This is a genomic window from Methyloversatilis discipulorum (assembly GCF_000385375.1).
Lineage (GTDB): Bacteria > Pseudomonadota > Gammaproteobacteria > Burkholderiales > Rhodocyclaceae > Methyloversatilis > Methyloversatilis discipulorum_A.
The window spans coordinates 798,887-813,763 of record NZ_ARVV01000001.1 but is presented as its reverse complement, the minus strand read 5'-3'; the positions used below and the strand labels follow the sequence as shown (position 1 = coordinate 813,763).

Annotated in this window: 15 protein-coding genes; 6 read left to right on the top strand and 9 right to left on the bottom strand. The window is 68.9% G+C overall.

Going from position 1 to position 14,877, the window contains the following annotated elements:
- The first annotated feature begins 7 nt into the window (after positions 1–7).
- The 3 genes from METRZ18153_RS0103930 to METRZ18153_RS21060 all read left to right on the top strand — a co-directional run bounded on the left by METRZ18153_RS0103930 (position 8) and on the right by METRZ18153_RS21060 (position 3,199).
- Complete coding sequence (locus tag METRZ18153_RS0103930) at positions 8–394, top strand: hypothetical protein (RefSeq protein WP_020163497.1); 387 nt, start codon at positions 8–10, stop codon at positions 392–394.
- Positions 395–813: 419 nt separating this feature from the next.
- Positions 814–2,739 carry a pyrroloquinoline quinone-dependent dehydrogenase gene (locus METRZ18153_RS0103925; RefSeq protein ID WP_232415959.1) on the top strand — a complete coding sequence of 642 codons (1,926 nt, stop codon included), beginning with the start codon at positions 814–816 and terminating at the stop codon, positions 2,737–2,739.
- A gap of 235 nt (positions 2,740–2,974) precedes the next feature.
- Positions 2,975–3,199, top strand: coding sequence for a c-type cytochrome (locus tag METRZ18153_RS21060; RefSeq protein WP_232416103.1), 225 nt, complete (start codon positions 2,975–2,977; stop codon positions 3,197–3,199).
- Here the strand turns inward: METRZ18153_RS21060 and METRZ18153_RS0103915 are convergent.
- Positions 3,177–4,643 carry an amidase gene (locus METRZ18153_RS0103915; protein WP_043364026.1) on the bottom strand — a complete coding sequence of 489 codons (1,467 nt, stop codon included), beginning with the start codon at positions 4,641–4,643 and terminating at the stop codon, positions 3,177–3,179. The genes METRZ18153_RS21060 and METRZ18153_RS0103915 overlap by 23 nt on opposite strands.
- 165 nt (positions 4,644–4,808) lie before the next feature.
- Between METRZ18153_RS0103915 and METRZ18153_RS0103910 the strand changes: the two genes are divergently transcribed.
- Both METRZ18153_RS0103910 and trxC read left to right on the top strand, forming a co-directional pair.
- Positions 4,809–5,198 carry a TraR/DksA family transcriptional regulator gene (locus tag METRZ18153_RS0103910; protein WP_020163493.1) on the top strand — a complete coding sequence of 130 codons (390 nt, stop codon included), beginning with the start codon at positions 4,809–4,811 and terminating at the stop codon, positions 5,196–5,198.
- Positions 5,199–5,559: 361 nt separating this feature from the next.
- Positions 5,560–5,985 (top strand): thioredoxin TrxC, encoded by a 426-nt coding sequence (gene trxC, locus METRZ18153_RS0103905; RefSeq protein ID WP_020163492.1) that lies wholly within the window; start codon positions 5,560–5,562, stop codon positions 5,983–5,985.
- Between the two features lie 209 nt (positions 5,986–6,194).
- Here the strand turns inward: trxC and METRZ18153_RS0103900 are convergent, their stop codons facing one another.
- From METRZ18153_RS0103900 to METRZ18153_RS0103885, 4 genes are all read right to left on the bottom strand, one after another.
- Positions 6,195–6,644 (bottom strand): GNAT family N-acetyltransferase, encoded by a 450-nt coding sequence (locus tag METRZ18153_RS0103900; RefSeq protein ID WP_020163491.1) that lies wholly within the window; start codon positions 6,642–6,644, stop codon positions 6,195–6,197.
- A 42-nt stretch (positions 6,645–6,686) separates the two neighbouring features.
- The gene (locus METRZ18153_RS0103895) at positions 6,687–6,920 is read right to left on the bottom strand and encodes a DUF1653 domain-containing protein (RefSeq protein ID WP_020163490.1); all 234 of its coding nucleotides are present in this window, start codon (positions 6,918–6,920) and stop codon (positions 6,687–6,689) included.
- Positions 6,921–7,008: 88 nt separating this feature from the next.
- Positions 7,009–8,436: a hypothetical protein gene (locus METRZ18153_RS0103890; protein ID WP_020163489.1), complete on the bottom strand. Its 1,428-nt coding sequence runs from the start codon at positions 8,434–8,436 to the stop codon at positions 7,009–7,011.
- Positions 8,437–8,508: 72 nt separating this feature from the next.
- Positions 8,509–9,486, bottom strand: coding sequence for a PEP-CTERM sorting domain-containing protein (locus METRZ18153_RS0103885; RefSeq protein ID WP_020163488.1), 978 nt, complete (start codon positions 9,484–9,486; stop codon positions 8,509–8,511).
- A gap of 384 nt (positions 9,487–9,870) precedes the next feature.
- Between METRZ18153_RS0103885 and METRZ18153_RS0103880 the strand changes: the two genes are divergently transcribed.
- A complete protein-coding gene (locus tag METRZ18153_RS0103880) occupies positions 9,871–10,146 on the top strand; it encodes a CopG family ribbon-helix-helix protein (protein ID WP_020163487.1) in 276 nt (91 codons plus the stop codon).
- A gap of 273 nt (positions 10,147–10,419) precedes the next feature.
- Here METRZ18153_RS0103880 and METRZ18153_RS0103875 read toward each other — a convergent pair whose 3' ends face one another.
- The 4 genes from METRZ18153_RS0103875 to METRZ18153_RS0103860 all read right to left on the bottom strand — a co-directional run bounded on the left by METRZ18153_RS0103875 (position 10,420) and on the right by METRZ18153_RS0103860 (position 14,874).
- On the bottom strand, positions 10,420–10,866 hold the full coding sequence (locus METRZ18153_RS0103875) for a L,D-transpeptidase family protein (protein WP_020163486.1): 447 nt from the start codon (positions 10,864–10,866) through the stop codon (positions 10,420–10,422).
- A 74-nt stretch (positions 10,867–10,940) separates the two neighbouring features.
- Entirely contained in the window at positions 10,941–11,819 is an 879-nt protein-coding gene (locus tag METRZ18153_RS0103870) for a Rossmann-like domain-containing protein (protein WP_020163485.1), read from the bottom strand.
- Positions 11,816–13,426: a VWA domain-containing protein gene (locus METRZ18153_RS0103865; protein ID WP_020163484.1), complete on the bottom strand. Its 1,611-nt coding sequence runs from the start codon at positions 13,424–13,426 to the stop codon at positions 11,816–11,818. The genes METRZ18153_RS0103870 and METRZ18153_RS0103865 overlap by 4 nt, the downstream gene beginning before the upstream one ends.
- Positions 13,423–14,874 (bottom strand): AAA family ATPase, encoded by a 1,452-nt coding sequence (locus tag METRZ18153_RS0103860; protein ID WP_020163483.1) that lies wholly within the window; start codon positions 14,872–14,874, stop codon positions 13,423–13,425. The genes METRZ18153_RS0103865 and METRZ18153_RS0103860 overlap by 4 nt, the downstream gene beginning before the upstream one ends.
- Positions 14,875–14,877 lie beyond the last annotated feature (3 nt).

Here is a 14,877-nt window from a genome sequence, read left to right as displayed (position 1 = left end):
TCGCGCCATGCCCACGCATGACCTGCCCCACGACTTCGCGCCAAGCAACCGCCGCGATTTTCCCGGCCGCCGCTGGCTGCTGGTCGCGCTGCGCTCGCTGCACCTGGTGGGCGTCGTACTGGTGGGCAGCGCACTGCTGACCGGCCACGACGAGTACCGCCGGGGTGCTGCCGCGCTGATGCTGGCAACCGGCCTCGGCCTCTACGGCATAGAGGTATGGAGCAAGCCGCGCCACGCGGTCGAACTGGCCGGGCTGTTCATTCCGCTCAAACTGCTCGGCGTTGCCGCGATGATCGTGCTGCCCCAGTTCGCCGCCGGCCTGTTCTGGCTGCTGCTGATCGCCTCGTCCATCGTTTCGCACGCCCCCGCGCACTTCCGCCACCAGCGTTTCTGACACCGGCAGCCTTGCGAGCAGGGCACCGGGCTTTCCGGGGGCGGCCGGTCGGGACCGGAAGACCGCGTCCATGCAGTGGATCACGCCGGCCCCGCCTGCACGACAGTACCCCTCCCGCCGCCCCGGTGCGACCTGCCCAGAACTGAGACAAGGGACGCGCAGGCGAGACACCCGTCTCTGTTCATGCAGCCAAAACCGGTACACCCGTATCCCGCCGGCGATTGTCCCGGATGATGCCGGGCGCATTTCCCGGGTTTCCATCGGCACCGATCTTGCGTCGTCCTGGCACGCAGCGGCAGACCGCCGTTGCGTTCCACAGACGAACACAACGAACTCGATTGGAGAGAGGAAACATGGCGATGCTGAATTCCGCGGGCGCTTTTCCCCGCGCAGCCCGGAAGACATTGTGGCTGTCCATCATGCTCGGCGCCGCCCCGCTGGCGATGGCCGCCGCGGGCGACGGCAACTGGACCGAGTACAACGGCGACAAGGCCGGCTCGCGCTATCTGGCCGGCGGCAAGGTGAACGCGCAGAGCGTGAAGTCGATGAAGGTGGCCTGGCGCTGGGCCATGCCGGACAACAAGATATGGCAGGACAACGCCGAACTGCGCACCTGGGTGAACCAGTCGACGCCGCTGGCCATCGACGGCGTGCTGTACTCCAGCTCGCCGATGTCCATGGTATCGGCCATCGACGGCAAGACCGGCAAGACCTTGTGGACCTACGACCCCAAGGCCTATGTCGAAGGCACACCGCCCAACCTGGGTTTCATCAGCCGCGGCCTGTCCTACTGGGCGGACGGTGAGGACAAGCGCATCCTGGTCGGCACCGGCGACGGCTACCTGATCGCGCTGAACGCGAAGACCGGCAAGCCGATCGAATCCTGGGGCGACAAGGGTCGCATCGACATGACCAAGGGTTTGCGCCGCTTCGTCGACCGCTCGCTCGTTGCCCTCACTTCGCCGCCCATCGTCTGCGGCAACACCATCGTGCCCAGCCTGGCCGTGCTCGATTCCTTCGCGGTCGGTCGCGCGCCGATGAAGAACCACCCGCCGGGCGACATCCAGGCTTTCGACATCCGCAGCGGCAAGCGCGTGTGGCATTTCGAGCAGCCGCCGCAGGAAGGCCAGCCGGGCAACGAAACCTGGGAAGACGGTTCGTGGAAGACCACCGGCTCGGCCAACATGTGGGCGCGCCCGAGCTGCGACGAGGAACTGGGCCTGGTCTACCTGCCCTTCTCGACGCCGACCAACGACTTCTACGGCGGCCACCGCAAGGGCAACGGCCTGTTCGGCGAATCGGTGGTCGCGCTCAACGCGAAGACCGGCAAGATCGCCTGGTATCAGCAGATCGTCCATCACGGCCTGTGGGACTACGACCTGCCGACCGCACCCAACCTGATGGACCTGACGGTCAACGGCAAGAAGGTGAAGGCGCTGGCGCAGGTGACGAAGCAGGGCTTCGTATTCACCTTCGACCGCAGCACCGGCGCGCCGGTGTGGCCGATCACCGAAAAGCCGGTGCCGCAGTCCGCCGTGCCGGGCGAACGGTCGTCGCTGACCCAGCCCTTCCCCAGTCTGCCCGCACCCTTCGTGCAGCAGGGCGTGAGCGAGGACGACCTGATCGATCTGACGCCGCAGCTGAAGGAAGAGGCGAAGAAGATCCTGTCGCGCTACAACTACGGCCCGCTGTACTACCCGCCGACCACCGACAAGGCCGGCACGCTGCAGGTACCGGGCGTGCTCGGCGGCGCCAGCTGGGCGGGCGCCGCGCACAACCCGAAGACCAATGTGCTGTACGTGCCGTCCTTCACCATTCCCTTCGGCATCAAGCTGAAGAAAGAGAACGAGGGCGTGTACGACTACACCGGCACCTGGGCCGGCGTCGGCGGTCCGCAAGGTCTGCCGCTGTTCAAGCCCCCCTTCTCCACCGTCACCGCGATCGACATGAACACCGGCAAGCACCTGTGGCGCGTGCCGGCCGGCAAGGGCCCGGTCGATCACCCCGCGATCAAGGACCTGAAGCTGGACCGCGTCGGCGTGCCGCGCGAAAGCTTCATCGCGCTGACCGACGACGTGCTCTTCCTCGCACCGGAAGGTACGAACTCGGTGCTCGGCCTGTCGTCGCGCGGCAATGCGCTGATCACGCAGGCGACCGCGGAAGAGAAGGAGCCCTTCCTGTACGCGCACGACGCGCGCACCGGTGACGTGCTCGGCGAGGTGAAGCTGCCGGGTGCCGCCTTCGGCGCGCTGATGACCTACCGCACCGGCGGCAAGCAGTACGTCGTGGTGCCGATCGGCGGCGCCGGCCTGCCGGCCGAACTGGTCGCCGTCCAGGTCGACTGAGGCAGGACGCGGCACGGCCTGCTTCCGGACCGTGTCGCGCCGACGCGCGCGGCACGGTCATCGAAAACACGCACTCCCCGGAACGGATTCATGGATATACGGAAACTCACCTTCGCAGCACTGATGAGCTGCATGGCATCAGCGATGGCCTTCAACGCCGTGCTGCCGGACAAGGCAGCCGAGGGCGCGGCGCCCGCCGGCCCCCGCCCCTTTCGACCTCGCCGACCCGGCCCGCATCAAGGCCGGTCAGAGCCGCTTCCAGTCGACCTGCGCCGACTACTGCCACGGCCACAAGCCGGCGCTGTTCATCGAGCGCGAGGGGCTGGAGGCGGAATACGTGTTCAACACCATACGCGACGGCGGCAAGGGCGCGACGCCGATGCCGCCCTGGGGCGAGGTGTTCACGCAGGAAGAGATCTGGGAACTGGTGGCCTACATCAAGTCCATCGGTCGGTGGTAAGCGCCCGCGGCGGCACCGGACGCGCGCCGAGCACTCGCTCGATGTCCGCGCAGGTCGCCAGCAGCGCTTCATCCTGCCAGCGCCGGCCAACGAACTGGAGGCCGACCGGTAGGCCGTCCTCGACGCCGGCCGGCAACACGACCACCGGGCTGCCGGTCAGCGAGAACGGCGTCACCATGCCGATGGCACCCTCGACGAAAGGCAGGCGGGCGTCGTCGACCACGATGTCCGGCGGGCGCCGCCACCACACCAGTTCGCCTTGCGGACCGGCGACCGTGCTCGCCACCGGGCACAGCCAGCAGTCCCAGCTCTCGAGCAGGCCTTCGAGCGCACGCAGCTGGCGGTCGCGCATGTTCAGCGCGCGGCTGTAGCGCTGCGCGTCCAGCGCCAGCCCCTGCACGAAGGCGTGCGCGACCGCTTGGTCGCGCGTGACGAAGCGGCCCATCACCGCGAGCAGCCGACGCGCCAGCGCCGGCATGCCGAGCCCGATCTCGGTGCCGGCGATCCAGCCGTAGGCCTGCCAGGCCTTGCGTACGTCGAAGCCCTCCGGGCAGCGCCGCTCGACCACGCAGCCAGCCGCCTGCAGCGTCGCCACCGTGCGCGCCAGGGCGGCGCGCGTACGCTGGCACAGCGGCAGGTCGCCGAACTCGTCCCACCAGGCGATACGCAGCGGCCGTGCGGGCGGCGTCACCGCTTGGATCGGCACGCTCGGCACTTCGACGTCCAGCCCGTCCGGCCCGGCGAGCACCGCCAGCGCGGTCTGCAGGTCGGCCACCGCCGGTGCCAGCGCGCCGAAGGACAGCAGGTGACGCACGCTGCGCCGGCCGCCTGGCAGATGCGGGATGTGGCCGGTGCGCGGGATGCGGTTCTCGGTCGCCTTCAGTCCGGCCACGCCGCAGTAGGCAGCGGGTATGCGGATCGAGCCGCCGATATCGCTGCCCGGGTCGATGTACGAAAAGCCCATCGCCACCGCCGCCGCACTGCCGCCGGAACTGCCACCCGGCGTGAGCCGCGTGTCCCAGGGATTGCGTGTCGGCCCGAACAGCGGGCTCCAGCACTGGGGCGTGGCGGCCAGTTCGGGCAGATTGGTCTTGCCAACCAGCACCGCGCCGGCCGCCCTCAGGCGCGCGACGACGGTCGCGTCGGTCGCCGGCACGTAGTGCGCCAGCGGCGGGTGGCTGGCCGTCGTACGCAGGCCGGCCGTCGCGAACGCATCCTTGACCGTCATCGGCACGCCCAGCAATGGCGGCAGCGCCCCACCCGCGGCGCGGCGCGCGTCGGCGGCACGGGCCGCGGCGCGGGCGCCGGTCTCGTCCAGAGTGACCACCGCATTGATGTCGCCATTGTGCTGGCGGATGCGCGCCAGGCAGACCTCCAGCTCGTCGATGGCCGTGCTGTCGCCGCGTGCGATGCGAGCAGCGACGTCGAGTGCGGAGTCGGTCATGGCAGGAGACGGAATGGCGCGGACGACGTGACGATAGCGCATCCGGATCGATGATTCCGGAATGGCCGTCGGTCGCCGTGCAGGGCGATGCGACCGGCGCCATTGACACCGATCAACGCCACTCGCGCACGCCGGTGACAGCATGGGGACAAGGAGGACGACACCGTGAACACCCCGCTTACCCAGGCCGACCGCGAGCAGCTGGAGCGCCGTCTGCGCGCGCGTCGCGACGCGCTCACCGCCCACATCCAGGCGCAACTGCAGGGCCGCACACGCGTCGAACATGCGCGCGACGTGCTGCTGCAGGACGGCGACGATGCGCCACAGCGCAGTGCCGACCGCGAGATCGACCTGGCGATGACCGATCTCGAAACGGTCGAACTGGCCGCGCTCAACGCCGCGCTGCGGCGTCTGGCCGACGGTCGCTACGGCCTGTGCGCCGAATGCGGCACCGACATTCCGCTCGCCCGGCTGCAGGCGGAGCCGCAGGCTGCGCTGTGCGTCGGCTGTCAGAGCGCGCGCGAGCGTGGGCGCCCGCACGCGGCCAGCCTCTGAGGCGCGACCGCTGACCGACGACGGCCCTCCCTTGGGGGAGCAGCGCTGGCCGCGAAACGGCCGCTGCCGCTCGGTGGCTTCAATGCAGGCTGCAGTCGGGGTCAAGGCCCCTCCCACAGAACCCAGGCCCGGGCTCATGCAGTGAGTCCGGCGCCCCCTGCAGGAGCGGCCTTGGCCGCGACGCAGCCGCTGCGGTCCGCGGGCTTCGATACAGGCCCGCTGTCGGGGTCAAGACCCCTCCCACAAAACCTCGCCCACGCTTCGAAGGCAGATCGGGCGCGTCTCCCGTCGCAACGGCTCGGGCTTGGATTCACCGACGTCACCCCCATCTGCTGCCCGACATCCTTCCGAGGGCAAGACCATGCATGTCGTGTGTCCGCAGTGCAGCGCCACCAACCGCATTCCCGACGAGCGTCTGGGCGATGGCCCGGTCTGCGCGCGCTGCAAGGCGCTGCTGCTGGAGGCGGCGCCCTTCGCGCTCGACGACGCGAACTTCGACACCTACATCGGCCGCACCGGACTGCCGGTCGTCGTCGACTTCTGGGCCGACTGGTGCGGCCCGTGCCGCATGATGGCGCCGCAGTTCGAAGCCGCCGCCCGACAGCTGCCGCAGACGCGCTTCGCCAAGGTCGATACCGAAGCCGCGCGGCAGACCGCCGCGCGTTTCGGCATTCGCAGCATTCCGACGCTGATGCTGTTCCGTGACGGCGTCGAGGTCGCCCGACAGGCGGGCGCGATGAGCGCCGCCGACATCGTGCGCTGGGTGCAGTCGCACGCGCGCGGCTAGACGACCACCTGCCTCAAGGGACGGCGTCCGGCGCCTCGATACAGGCCGCTATCGCGAGCAAGCCCGCTCCCACAGGAAGCTCCCCCAGACGACGAGGCGGGCGTGCTTCTCGTGGGAGCGACCTCTGGTCGCGATGCGGCATCGGCCAGCGCCCGACTCAGATCCATGCCGGGATCGCGAGCAAGCGCGCGCCCACAACAACGCGGTCCTCAGCCATCCACCCGGCGCATCGGCAGCATGTCCGACGCGGTGAAACCATGGCGCGCGTAGAAGCGCTGTGCGTCCGCGTTGACGCGGTCGGTCAGCAGGGTGATGCGCGGACAGCGCTGGGCGCGTGCGAAGTCGATGGCGGCGGTCAGCAATGCGCTGCCCACACCTGCGCCGCGGACGGATGGCGCGACCACCATGTCTTCGAGCAGCACGACGCGTTCGCCGAGCGCGGTCGATACGGTGAACAGCAGATTCACCATGCCAACGACCTCTCCATCGCGTCGCGCGACCAGCACACTGCCGACGCGCGGGTCACCGATGATCATCGCCAGCCCGCGCGCCTGAGCGGCGGCGTCGGGCGTGAACTCGGCTTCCTGTGCGAACAGCGCGGACAGCAGTGCGCACAGCGCGGGAATGTCCTCGGGTGTGGCGGCTTCGATCTGCATCATGCGGGCTCCTGGAATCCAGCCCGCATGATGACCGGATTCGATCTAGTCCGGCAGCCGCTCGAAGCGCAGCTGCGGCACGCCGTCGATCTCGACCAGTCCGACGAACATGTCGTAGGGCCGCACCCACAGCCCCGAATCGTTGTACAGCGGGCGATACAGCACCATGGGCTCCAGCGTTTCGCTGTGACGGACGACGCCGACGACCTCGTACTCGCCGCCCTTGTAGTGGCGGTAGCGACCGGGGTCGATGGAGGGGAGCGGTGACAGATCACTCATCGGACGGGCTCGGCATGACAGGGATTGAAGTTGCGGGATCGCTCACCGTAGCGGCACGCTTAGGCAAAGGCGGCGCGGTCTTCGGATTCTAAGGTTTCGCGTCGACGTCGGACGTCTGCTCCGCCGGCTTCGGCGTGGCCCCGGTCCGATCGGCCACCAGTTGTCGCAGCTTGCGCAAGGCGAGCACATCGACCAGGACCTTCAAAGCCGAACCTGCGCTCGCCGCAGCCCCCGATTCTGGCGTCGTCCTGCGCCAGTAGGCGGTATGCGCCGCCACCGTCCAGCCCCGCCAGCCGCCGATGCGTACGGCAATGTCGCGGATGCCGCAGCCGAACACACCGGCCAGCGGACCGCCGACGATGTCGCCGAACAGACCCCAGCGCACCGGCGCATACAGATTGGTCCAGCGCGTCACGGCGAACGGTGCCGCGTGGTGCGGCAGCAGCGGCGTGAATTTCATGCCGGCACCGATATCGACTGGCGGTTTCACGCCGTAGGCATATCCTTTTACGTCGCGTTGCGGCGGGCAGGTCGGCAGTTCGCGTTGCCGCTTGCGTGCCGAGAACTCCTCGCTGCTCCGTGCCAGCAGCAGCGCCCCATGCGTGAGCGGGCTGCCCAGCGTGATGAAGTCGGTCACCCGCCACGGATGGCCGAGCTTTCTCAACTCCATCTGCGCGGCCAGCTGCGCCTCGCGGAAGGCGTCCAGCGCGGTGGCGTCGCTGTCCGGCCGCAGCGCCTCGCCGAGCGCGGACAGATCCGAGCGCAGCACCGGCTGCGGTCCATCGCCCTTCAGCGCGTCACGCACGAAGGCGCGGACCGTCTCGTCCGTCAGACCGGGCAGTTCTTCGTGGCAGCGCTGCCACCACGCATTCAGGATGTCGTAGCCGATCACGCTGCCCAGGCTGTGGCCGACGACGATGATGCGCTCGTATTCGCCCCGCTCGTGCAGCGCCTGCAGCAGGCGGGTGCCGTCGGCGCGGATGGCGCGACGCAGTCGGATGTTGCCGGGACGAGGGCTGAGATAGCGCGCCGCATCGCCCAGGTAGTGGATCAGCCCGCCCTGCAGCACCAACCACAGGCCCGCCGCGGTCAGCCAGCGCCAGTCGCCGGGCGACATCGCCTGCAGCGCGGACACCCATTGCGGCGCTACGCCTGTCGCCAGCAATGCGAACAGGCCGCCGACCGACAGCCGTGCCATCCAGATCAGCGTGCGCGCCGAATGCGGAAGCCCCCGCGTACTGCGCCAGATCAGGCTCCACAGCCAAGCCAGCACCGCCTGCAGCGAGGTGCCTTCGACCTTGTAGGCCCAGTAGTACTCGTAGAAATGCGTGCTACCGCTGCGCCCGCGCGACTGCAGGCGGCGCAGCTCGAACAGGTCGGACAGCGGGTCCGGCTTGCTCCAGAACGCCTCTTCCCCCGGCTCGGGCGGATCGAGCACGCTGTCGACGAAGCCGCGCAGCGTGTCCATCGGCTTCTGCTCACCGATGCCGTGTATCAATACCACCGCCTGCTTCATCGTTCGCGCCCTCGCAGCACGTGATGCACGATTGTGGCGGAAAGCGGCGGTATCGACATTAGGGCATCCGCGTCAGCCGCAACGGCGACGGCGCGCGGCCAGACCCGTCAGACCCAGCCCGGCGAGCAGCATCGCGTACGTGGATGGCTCCGGCACCGCCAGCACGGCCACGCCGCGCACCTGCGACGGGCTGAACGGCTGGTCGCGGTCGTAGATTTCCTGCGCGCGCAGGATTTCCGCCGCGCCGCTGCCATCCAGCCCCATGCTGAAGATGCGGCCCGCGCCCATGGTCTGCGTGCCACTGGGCAGCGTGGTCAAGCCGTTGAGCGCCGACACGTAGATGGTGTCGTCGGTCACGTCGATGCCATTCAGGAAACCGAGCCCGCTGGCCAGCGTGGTCAGACCGCTGCCGTCGAGGTTGGCGCGCTTGACGAAGCCGTCGGTCGTGGTCAGGTAGATGTAGCCGCCGGTCACTTCGAAGTCGTAGGAATTCACGCCGGTGAGCAGCGTCTGCGCGCCCGAGCCATCGAGATTCGAGCGCATCAGCCGATTCGACGTGCCGACCTGGCTCCAGAACATGCCGTCGGCCGTCACGTCGATCGCGAACGGCGAGCTCAGGCCGCTGACTACGGTCGTCGCCGGCGGAAAGTTCAGCGACAGATCCAGCCTCAGGATGTCGCCCGAGTTCTGCCGCGTCACATAGAGCATGCCGCCCTGCACGTCGACGTCGTAGGCGCCGGCGATGTTGTAGGTCTTGAAGCCGGTGCCGTCCGGCAGCATGGATACGACGCGATTCAGCTGCTGATCCGGCCACCACAGGCGACCACCGACGAACTCGACGCCGTTCGGCCCCTTCACGCGGGTTTGGTCGGTCACCAGAGCGCTCGACGCGCCACCCGGCAAGGTCGCGGCATTGATCGATCCGACGAAGGTGAAGCTCGGCGTGAAGCGTTGAAAGGTTTCCGACCACACCAGCGGGTCGGCCGCAACGGCGGCGAAGCTGCTACAGGACAGCGCAAGCGCGAGGAGGTGACGACCCCGTTTTTTCATTTTTGTGATCTCCGGATCAGTGCGGCGAAGGACGTTTCGCCCGGCGAGGCCGGAGCAAGAGACATTCCTTCGTGCATGAAGCGCCGAGGGGTGGCGGCGGCAGGCAGAAAAGCCGGAAATCGCGTGAGATGGCACAGAGACGGGCCGGAGCCCAAGACGCCTTTGCGCTCAGCCACTTGGCGCCGCCGGACACAGGCCTACGGCGGCCTGTCCATGCATTGCGCGTAGATCGCCATCGGACCGGCTTCGAGAAATCCGCCCGGTCGCGCGCCGGGCGCCGGACGTCCATGCACGTCGACGGTGCCGGGTGAAAAGAAATTCGACAGGGGATGGATAAGAGCCCCGGTCGAGACTAAGTTGATTGAAAGTGATTGGGAGTGATTCATGGCTTCAGCAGACACCCGAGTGGTGACCGCTCACCTGCCGGTTGCGCTGGCTGAGCAGGTGGACGAGTTGGCGGCCCGGCTTGAGCGCTCGCGCGGCTGGGTGGTGAAACAGGCACTTGCCACCTACGTCGAGCGCGAAGCGGAGCGCCACCGCCGGACGCTGGAGGCCATGGCAGACGTGGATGTCGGGAACGGGAGCGCGGTGAGCCACGACGACGTAAAGGCTTGGGCGGCGACCCTCGGCACGAATCGGCCCGGAAAGCTGCCTGAATAACCGCCGGATGGAGGCGCGCAGTACGCGCGATCCCACCTGAGCGGAGGTCCGGACCCGCCGCAGACCCGGCCGCGCTTCAATACAAAGCTGCCAGATATCGAACCCCACGGGATCGCGGCATCTTCATCGGGCGGTATGTTGCGCATATGACCCGCACGGGAACTGCGCTGAAATGCCCGTCTTCGCACCGGAAGGCATATCTGCTCGCTTGCATTCGCATTCCCGAAGCGCAGGTCGTGCTGACAGACGAGCCCTGTCACACGCCGACTAAGGTCACGGAAATATCTCGATCGGTGTCCCGGGTTCAACCAGTGTCCACACGACATCCATGTCGGCGTTCGAGAGCGCGATGCAACCATCTGTCCAGTCGAATCGCTGAACAAGGGGCGCCATCCATCCGAAGCCGTTACGCTGTCCATGAATCATCACAGCGCCGCCCGGCGATACACCTCGTAAGCGAGCGCTTTCGGAATCATTGGCATCCGGATATGAAATGTGCAACGCGCGGTGGTACGCGCTGTCCGCCTTCCTGAAATCGAGCACGTAGCGCCCCTCCGGGGTGCGCCGGTCACCTTCCTGCTGCTTGTGGCCGATCGGATTGCCACCCAATGCCACCGGGAACGAATGGACGACTTCTCCGCCAAGCATCAGATACAACCGCCGTCCAAGCTTGTCGACCTTGACCTTGTCCACTGCTGGCGCGGCCACTGCTACGGCCATGCCGACAATCGTCCATGCGGCAACGATAGACACGCATGTCGCACGTGCAGCGCGACGGGCGAGCGCGCTGCGACTCATCCTTGCGCTACCCGCTCCAGCAACACCTCAAACCCCGGCCACCCCTCCTTGGTCAGCGCAAACTTGCTGGTCGACTTGCGCCCTTTCCGGTTGTCCTTGTCGCCCGACGTGAGTCCGTCGATGAAGGCCTCGCGGTCCTCGACCCAGCTGCCGCCGAGCAGCGTCACACCGCGGGCGAACAGCGCGTCGGGCAGGCAGCCGGCGCTGGGGCCGACCATGGCGAACCAGCGGGCGGCGCGGCAGTGGGCGAGCATGCGGTCCAGCGTGTCGTTGAGCAGCAGCGTGCTGGTGGACAGCACCTTGCCGCAGGCTTCGAGCGCCGCGGCGTCGGTGGTGACGCGCCAGCCTTCGCGCTCGCCGACGGCGCTCTCGTCGAGCTCGATCACGGTGAGGCAGGCGCCAGCGGCGACGATGCGCTCCACCAGCGGGCCGAACAGTCCGATCATGCCGATCGCTTCGCCGGGCTGCGGATCCATCTGGCCGATCGAGTCACTGCTGCCATCCGGACGGTAGCCAGCGCGGTCGAACAGGCAGCGGGTGATCGCGTTGGCGCAGACGAAGCCCAGCGTGCGATCGACGCCCTGCCCGCTCACATAGCGGCGCGCCAGTGCCAGCGCCTCGATGCCCTTCAGATCATCGAGGCCGGGGCCACTGCGCAGGCGCTCCAGCGTGTCATCGAGCAGCACGTAGGACAGGCCTATGCTGTCGTCCTCCAGTTCCAGCGCGCAAAACTCGCCGCGCGCGTGGCCGCTCCCGCCGTCGCGGCAGGGCTCGTCCGGACGTGACGGCGGCAGGTGCAGCGCGCGCACGCGCGGCAGCGGCATGCATTCGGCGATGCGTTCGATCTGGGCAAGGTAGTCGGTGGCGAAACTCATGATGTCGGGTCGTCGGACGAAGGTTCGGGTGGCAACAGATCGGCAGGCAGCGGCTGGCCGCGTCGCAGGCCGGCGCGCACGGCGGCCGACGCGACTTCGCCGCTGACCGTGGCGTCGCGGTTCTCGGCGGTGCGCAGCGCGCCCGGAAAGTAGAGCGCGGTCAGGCGGTGGGTATGTACCGGTGAATCGCTGCCGCGCGCACCGTCGCCGTAGCGGCGCCAGTCGCGCACCGGGTGAATGTGGTCGGCCACTTCGAGGAAACCGATGGTTTCGCGATCGCCGATCAGCACGCCCTGCACGCGCAGCCCGAGCGCGCGCTTGGCGTCGTCGAGCCGGGCGACCAGTTCCGGCGTGGCGCCGAATTCGCCGTCGGACGCGATCAGCAGGTCGGCCATCCGCCAGGCCGCCTGTTCGAGACAGGCGATGGATTTCTCCAGCGGGCCGCAGATGTCGGTGCCGCCCTTGAAGCCCTGACCGAGGAAGTGGATGAGCCGGCCTATGCCGTCGGCGTCGACGCCGATCTGCATATCCACCACCTCGCCAGTACCGCCAAAGGCGAACACGTGGCAGGCGCGGCCCTGCGCGTGCGCGGTGCGCACCGCTTCCAGCACGACTGCCTTGGCGACCTCGCCGGCACCGCCCTGCATCGAACCGGAGGTATCGACGCAGACCAGCAGCGGGCCCATCTCCAGACGCCGGTCAGGTTGCGGATCGGGGCGTGGCCGCAGTACCGGTGCGTCGACGTGGCGCACCTCGGTCATGCGGTCGTCGTCCTCGTAGCAGAGCAGCGTCCGTTCGGCACGCCGGGCGTGCCACACCAGGCGCAGCGCCGGGTGGCCGAGCAGCACCGATTCGGCCGGCAGCATGCGGGCAATGCGGTCGGCCCGGTGTACGCCGCGCGTCTCGCCCGGCATGTCGGGCACGCGCACCGTGCGCTGTTCGGTGTGGCGCGCAACCGCGCTGTCCATCACCTCGACCTGGCTGCGGCTGGCGTCGTCGCGCTCATCAGACGGCCGAGCACGGCCGAGCCGGCGTATGCAGTCGGCCAGTTCAGGCAGCCGTTCGAGCAGACGGCGGATGCGCAGCACCTCGCGCCAGCCTTCGGATTTCAGCAGTCCGGGCAGCAGATCCCAGCGCGCGTTCTTGCCGTCGTCCGGCAGCTTGCCGAATACCTCCATCAATTCGTCCATCTGACCGCGGCGGTTCTGCCAGTCGGAGCCGAAGGCCTCGATCGCCATCCGTGTGGCGCGCGCGTCGGTCGCGCCGCGGTCGCGGTAATCGGGGATGAAGTCGAGATGGAACAGCAGGCTCTGCACGACCACGTCGCTCAGTTCCTGCCGGCCGGTGCAGTAGGCCGGCAGATCGAGTTCGGCGAAGGTTTCGCACAGCGCCGCGATCAGCTCGGGCGACGGCCAGCACCAGTCGGCGGCGGGCGGTACGCGACCATCGACCAGCGCGCTGCGCAGCGCGACCAGCGCCGCCAGCCGCGGCTCGAGCCGGCCCTGCGCCTGCGTCAGCGCACCCAGCCACAGCGTGCGCGGCAGCGCGTCGAGCGCGCCCAGCCGCGCCTCGCGCGACTGGAACAGCAGCGGTGCCTGTGCGCTCACGCCAGCGGCTCGTGCGCGACCGGCTCGGGCACGTCGGCGTAGCGCGTCGACTCTTCTGCGGACAGCCGCGGCAGGTTGTCGAAACCGCGACGGGCGTCGCGCGCACGCTCGGCCAGTTCGGCGATCAGCGCGGCGGTCGCCGCCAGATGGGCATCGACACGGGCAAGCAGCGCTTCGTCCAGCCACAGCGTGCGGGCGCGGGTGGCGGCCAGGCTGGCGCGCTCGGCGTCCAGTTCTTCCGCATAGGCGGCGATGCGCGCGAGCAGGTCGTCGATCTGAGCCGTGCGCGCGGCGATGTGCGCCGGGCCGTAGCGACGGCGGCGGCTGTAACTCATGCGCAGCGCACCGGCACCGCCCTTGGCGTCACCGATCTCGCCCGCCAGTTCCTCGGCTTTCCCGGTGCCGGCTTCCGACGGCGAGAAGCGCAGCCGGCCGGATTCGTCGTAGTCGAGGTCGTTGGCGTTCTGCTCGGTTTCGAGCTGGGCCTGGAAGGCCTGCACGACGCGGGTGAGCCGCGGCGGCGCGTAGGCCTCGCGCACACCGAGACGCGCATGCAGCCAGTCGGCGACCTCGGCCTGGCGGTCAGCGTCGGGCGCGACGCAGGCGGGCAGCAGCAGCAGGTCCCACAGCCCGACCGCGGCACGGCCCTCGGCGGCAGCGGCCACGCGCAGCAGCCATACGGTCTTCACCCAGCGGCGGTCCGACACATAGGTGCCCTGCTCCGCCATCTGCGCGCGCAAATCGGCCAGCACGCCGACCACGCGCGCCGGCAGCACGACCTCGTGTGCCGCCAGCGACACCGCGCCGAGGTCTTCGTCGCCGAGCGCGAGCGTCTCGTCCGGCGGTGCCCATTCGTCGGCGCAGCCCGCTTCGAGCAGCGCGGCAAAGCCGTCGGCGCTGACGCGGCCGACCGGCACGCGCAGCAGGAAGCGGTCGAAGAAGGCCTCGCCCACTTCGTCGTCCGGCACCTCGTTGGTGGCGCCGATCACGCTGACCAGCGGACACAGCTGGCGGCCGGCGCCGTTGTCGAACTCGCGCTCGTTCAGCAGCGTCAGCAGCGCGTTCAGGATGGCGCTGTTGGCCTTGAACACCTCGTCGATGAAGGCGATCGTGGCGTCCGGCAGGAAGCCGTCGGTGTGGCGCTCGTAGCGGTCCTCCTCCAGCGCGCGGATGGACAGCGGGCCGAACAGTTCCTCGGGTACCGAGAAGCGGGTGAGCAGGCGCTCGAAGTAGCGGGCGTCGCGGAAGGCGCGGTGCAGACGGCGCGCCAGTTCGCTCTTGGCGGTACCGGGCGGGCCGATCAGCAGCGTGTGCTCGCCGGCCAGCGCGGCCAGCAGCGCGAGGCGCACGACGTGGCGGCGCTCGACCAGACCACGCTCCAGCGTGGCGAGCAGGGCGGCCAGGCGCGACGCGAAGGAGGATTCGACGGCGACAGCAGGGGCGGACATCTG

Excerpts from the sequence above, each read along its gene's own strand:
- METRZ18153_RS0103900 (WP_020163491.1), bottom strand. The coding sequence starts at position 6,644 with ATGATGCAGATCGAAGCCGCCACACCCGAGGACATTCCCGCGCTGTGC.
- METRZ18153_RS0103915 (WP_043364026.1), bottom strand. The coding sequence starts at position 4,643 with ATGACCGACTCCGCACTCGACGTCGCTGCTCGCATCGCACGCGGCGAC.
- METRZ18153_RS0103870 (WP_020163485.1), bottom strand. The coding sequence starts at position 11,819 with ATGAGTTTCGCCACCGACTACCTTGCCCAGATCGAACGCATCGCCGAA.
- METRZ18153_RS0103925 (WP_232415959.1), top strand. The coding sequence starts at position 814 with ATGCTCGGCGCCGCCCCGCTGGCGATGGCCGCCGCGGGCGACGGCAAC.
- METRZ18153_RS0103860 (WP_020163483.1), bottom strand. The coding sequence starts at position 14,874 with ATGTCCGCCCCTGCTGTCGCCGTCGAATCCTCCTTCGCGTCGCGCCTG.
- trxC (WP_020163492.1), top strand. The coding sequence starts at position 5,560 with ATGCATGTCGTGTGTCCGCAGTGCAGCGCCACCAACCGCATTCCCGAC.
- METRZ18153_RS0103885 (WP_020163488.1), bottom strand. The coding sequence starts at position 9,486 with ATGAAAAAACGGGGTCGTCACCTCCTCGCGCTTGCGCTGTCCTGTAGC.
- METRZ18153_RS0103930 (WP_020163497.1), top strand. The coding sequence starts at position 8 with ATGCCCACGCATGACCTGCCCCACGACTTCGCGCCAAGCAACCGCCGC.
- METRZ18153_RS0103890 (WP_020163489.1), bottom strand. The coding sequence starts at position 8,436 with ATGAAGCAGGCGGTGGTATTGATACACGGCATCGGTGAGCAGAAGCCG.
- METRZ18153_RS0103875 (WP_020163486.1), bottom strand. The coding sequence starts at position 10,866 with ATGGCCGTAGCAGTGGCCGCGCCAGCAGTGGACAAGGTCAAGGTCGAC.
- METRZ18153_RS0103880 (WP_020163487.1), top strand. The coding sequence starts at position 9,871 with ATGGCTTCAGCAGACACCCGAGTGGTGACCGCTCACCTGCCGGTTGCG.
- METRZ18153_RS0103895 (WP_020163490.1), bottom strand. The coding sequence starts at position 6,920 with ATGAGTGATCTGTCACCGCTCCCCTCCATCGACCCCGGTCGCTACCGC.